Annotated in this window: 6 protein-coding genes; 5 read left to right on the top strand and 1 reads right to left on the bottom strand. The window is 47.8% G+C overall.

Annotated elements, in window-relative coordinates; genetic code table 11:
- Together IID12_09830 and IID12_09835 are read left to right on the top strand one after the other, a co-directional pair.
- On the top strand, positions 1–288 hold a 288-nt coding region (locus IID12_09830; protein MCH8289386.1), incomplete at its 5' end, for a hypothetical protein.
- Between the two features lie 166 nt (positions 289–454).
- Positions 455–727 carry an AbrB/MazE/SpoVT family DNA-binding domain-containing protein gene (locus IID12_09835; GenBank protein ID MCH8289387.1) on the top strand — a complete coding sequence of 91 codons (273 nt, stop codon included), beginning with the start codon at positions 455–457 and terminating at the stop codon, positions 725–727.
- Between the two features lie 369 nt (positions 728–1096).
- On the opposite strand, the gene IID12_09840 is transcribed toward IID12_09835, so the two are convergent.
- The gene (locus IID12_09840; GenBank protein MCH8289388.1) at positions 1097–1306 is read right to left on the bottom strand and encodes a hypothetical protein; all 210 of its coding nucleotides are present in this window, start codon (positions 1304–1306) and stop codon (positions 1097–1099) included.
- Between the two features lie 591 nt (positions 1307–1897).
- Between IID12_09840 and IID12_09845 the strand changes: the two genes are divergently transcribed.
- From IID12_09845 to IID12_09855, 3 genes are all read left to right on the top strand, one after another.
- The gene (locus tag IID12_09845) at positions 1898–3106 is read left to right on the top strand and encodes a metallophosphoesterase (GenBank protein MCH8289389.1); all 1209 of its coding nucleotides are present in this window, start codon (positions 1898–1900) and stop codon (positions 3104–3106) included.
- 256 nt (positions 3107–3362) lie between these two features.
- Positions 3363–4115 carry a hypothetical protein gene (locus IID12_09850; protein ID MCH8289390.1) on the top strand — a complete coding sequence of 251 codons (753 nt, stop codon included), beginning with the start codon at positions 3363–3365 and terminating at the stop codon, positions 4113–4115.
- A 2-nt stretch (positions 4116–4117) separates the two neighbouring features.
- Positions 4118–4307 (top strand): hypothetical protein (locus IID12_09855; GenBank protein MCH8289391.1); only part of this gene is annotated, 190 nt, incomplete at its 3' end.

Raw genomic sequence — 4307 nt, forward strand, 5'->3', positions numbered from 1 at the left:
TCAACGGTTCTCGCCGAAAAAGCAGATAATTTCGAGGAAGCGGAACGGAACGCCGTCAGGCTCTGGTTGAAATGGCAGGGGATGTCTGATGCTACTTTCACTGTCGATTACCCTGACGAGTTTGACATGAAATCTCTCGAAAAAGAGATAGAGGACGCCGTCAATCTCAAAAGCCTACAGATATCGCCGACGTTCGAAGCGGAGCTGATGAAACGGCTCGCGAAAAAGGCGCTGCCTAAGATAGATGAAGAAACAGCCAGAGATATCGAGGAGGAAATAGCGGGGTAGGGGGTGCAAAATTTATCTCGCATGACATAAGCTTTTACCTTTAGTAGACCGATAATGAAACTGTAACGTTATAACAGCGTATAACACGCGGGTAAGTCGATCGTGTGCGTAATCCTTGACAAATGTTACCATAATATTATATTATGGGTATAATGGGAGCAGATAAATGACAGAAAATATCGTGGCAGTTACGTCTAAAGGTTCCATCACTATTCCTTCCAAGATAAGGGAATCACAAGGTATTGAACCGAAAAGCCACTTCATAATGAGTACTCGGGGAAAGAAGATTATACTAACACCTGTAGAAAATGAAGAGGAATGGTACAATACCAAAGAAATGAAGTCGATCAGACAGCAAGGTAAGAAGGATGTTGAAGACGGTAAAGTCAATAAATTCAAAAATGCACAAGAGGCAGTAGACCACCTATCAACCTTGTAAATGAGGGTCGAAACTACCAAGCGTTTCGAAAAACTTTATTCAAATCTATCCCCACAACTCAAAGTAAAATCACTAAAACAAATTAAGTTGTTAGAAGACGATCCCTCACATCCATCACTTGATTTCAAGAAATTAAAAGGTTCCAAGAACGAATATCAATTTAGAGTGAATTATAAGTTCAGAGCATTGGGAGTTCTCCATAAAGGAACTCTTTCACTTTTTTGGATCGGTCCTCACAAATAATTGATTCATTTTTACGCAAACTTAACGGATATCGAGGAGGAAATCGCGGGGTAGGGGGCGGTTACCTCGACCAAAGGAACGTGTGAGGCTCCGGCCTTTTAGAAACTTTTCACTCTGCCTGATCGCTCAGGAGATTCCCCTGTTAGCACTGTTATAAAAATGCTGATCGCCTTTAGTGAGTTTTACCGTACACTCAGCACAGATCATCAGATGTTTTTCGGCTTCGGAGATTAACGACTTGATATTCTTACCGTTGTCCGACTCCGGGAATGCATTGAGGAAGCTTCCTTTGTTCGCAAGGACAAGCAGTTCAATAAAATTCAGATGGTGTTTCATCTTTGTCCCCTCCTACGTCTGCGCTATAATTATAATGATTCAGGGAGTGAGAGTGTTGATGCAAATCACATATTATGGTTCTATATAAGGATTAGGGGAGATTCCTCCAAAGGAGTCCTTCGCGACCTTCGGAACACCACTCTTATTAGAGGGGGATCCATTTTCTCCCCCTTTGAAGGGGGTGCTCCGCAGGAGTGGGGGATGTAATCCTTCGATCATCGCTAAATCACACCCTCCGGTTTCACCTTCGGTTCAACCACCTCCCTCGAGGGAGGAGAGAGTTGATGTGCGGTCAGGGCAAGCCCTAATCCGCACCCGTTTGATCCCCTCTATCAAGAGGGGAAGCCGATCCTTTAAAAATCTTATAAAGAAAAGGCTGGGGTGTGTCGCGAGATTGCCGCGTCGTCGTTACACTCCTTCTCGCAATGACGTAAGCTCTTTACACACCCCGTCTTCTCAACTCTAACGAGTATCGAATCCACCCCTCTTATTAGAGGGGATTTTAAGGAAAATCAATTTTGGATTAACTTTGAGAATCGTATCTTTACTGATTACCCGATTAAAATGAGAGAGTAAAGAGGAACAGAAAAAGTGGCGTTCATCCTGATATTTTCAAGCATACTCGGACTGATGTACGGTTATGTCGGCTGGCGCATCATGGTTCCTGCCGAGCTGACGCCTCCCTGGAATGTCGCCGTCTGGGGATTGATATTTCTCTTCTGGCTCGCTATTCCGTTGCGATTCGTATTCTGGTTCAGCAGAATCGATTCGGAGTGGGTCGACCGGATGGCGCGGTTCGGATACGCGGGACTCGCTTTATTTTCAATACTTTTCGTTCTATTTATCACACGAGATATCCTGTGGTTGATTTACCTGCTCGGCGATAAGGGTATCTCAATTGCGCGTGAACTCCTCGGAGCGGAACCCGTCACCGTCGCTGCCATGAATCCGGAGCGCAGGCGATTTATAATAAACATGGTTAATGCCGGTATAGTCGGTTTCACCGGATTATACACAGGGTGGGGATTTTACACGGCACGAAGTCGTTTCAGGATCAAGAACATCGATTTCAGGATAAAAAATCTGCCTGAAGAGTTCGACGGATTCTCGATACTGCAGATAAGCGATATTCATGTAGGTCCCACAATCAAACGCGATTTTGTGAGGCGGATAGTAAGCAGAGTTGACGGGATAAAGCCTGACCTGATAGCGTTGACGGGCGACCTTGCCGACGGTTCGGTTCGGAACCTCGCAGAAGACGTCGCTCCCCTCAAAGAGCTCGAAGCGCCGCATGGAAAGTACTTCGTAACCGGTAATCATGAATACTACTCCGGAGTAAAGCCGTGGGTTGAACACATTGGCAATGAACTCGGATTCAGGGTACTCAACAACGAGCATATACTCATCAACAGGGGGGAAAAACAGATCGTGCTCGCCGGAGTCACCGACATCGAATCAATACGGATGGACCCGGAGAATGCGACAGATCCCATCAAAGCCATCGAAGGAACTCCGGACGGCTTATATAAAATACTCCTCGCACATCAGCCGAAAAACGTTTTCAAAGCGGCTGAGGCGGGTTTCGACCTACAGATCTCCGGGCACACACATGGAGGTCAGTTTTACCCGTGGAATTACATCGTTTCGCTTCAACAGCCGTTTCTGAAGGGGGTACATAAGTATAAAGGCATGGATATTTATGTCTGCACCGGCGTGGGTTATTGGGGACCGCCGATACGCATCGGAGTGCCGCCGCAGATTTCACTGATAACGCTGCACAGGGAAAATAATTCGGTCTAACCAGATTTCGAATTATGTCTCAGTTTAAAGGTAAAAGTTTATAACACACCCCGTCTTCCGGCTTAGCCGGACACCTCCCTCAATGGAGGAGTTAGCAGGAAACCGCCCCTCTCAACCAGCCCGCCCGTCTGGCCAGCCGGCATCGGTTTGACGGGCAAGAAGTCGGATCGGAAAAAAGAGGGGACACAAATAAGTGGCATCGCCACCCTGACCAATTTGTGTTTCAATAGAATAGCATCCATATGGAGAGAAAACAGTGAATATACTCAGGCAGAGCCCTGAAGGAGGCGGGAGCGGAGGGGGGAAGTCCGAAAAGCAGGAGAATCTCATCAGCATGTCGCAGGAACAGTTCGATGAGGTGATAGCCTCACGGCTCAGCCGGCAGGAGAAGAAACTCAACGAGGAGCATCAAGCGGAACTGAATAAACAGAAAGAAGAATTTGATTCCCGGTTGAATGATAAAAGCGACTTGCCGGAGGACTTGAAAGAGAGAGAAGAGAAAATCAAGGCGGATTATCAGCTCGCAATAGAGAAGCAGTCGGAAGAAACAAACAAGGTCAAGTCGGAGCTTGAGAGGCTGCGGGAGGCAAGTCGCGTCTCCGTCATGCAGAACGAAGTGGTCACTGCCCTTTCACAGGCTAACGTGATCGTGCCGAACGACGTATGGCTCATACTTCACTCGAACAAGCTCGTCGGACTTGACGGAGACGGAACGGTTGTTCCCGTCAATCCGAACACTGGCGAACCGCTCTTATCAGACGGCGGGAAGCCGATGGACCTTAAAACTTTTATCGAGGGTTATTTATCAGAACGCCCTCACTACGTCAACCCATCCGGGAACCGCGGTTCCGGCGGGACGGGAGGACGGGCTACGCCGGCAGACGGCGGTGTCACCCCTACAGATGTTCGGGGTGTCTTTCAAAGCGGCGAATTCCAAAAGATGGAAGCCGACATGCGCAGCAAGGGGAGGTTGTGGCACGGGGGTATAATTCCAGATTGGGATAAATAAATATGGCATCATTAACTATGGCGCAAGCAGCGCTACTCACTCAGGACCAGCTCATACAGGGCGTGGCGAAGCACATCCTCACGGTTGACCTCTTCGCTAACACGCTCCCGTTCGTTGCTACGAACGCAAAGAGCCTGGTCATAAACAGAGAACTGACAGAATCAGGCAGCGGTTTCGTTGATATAAACGGAT

Source organism: Candidatus Neomarinimicrobiota bacterium (assembly GCA_022567655.1).
Taxonomy (GTDB): Bacteria; Fidelibacterota; SORT01; order SORT01; family SORT01; genus JADFGO01.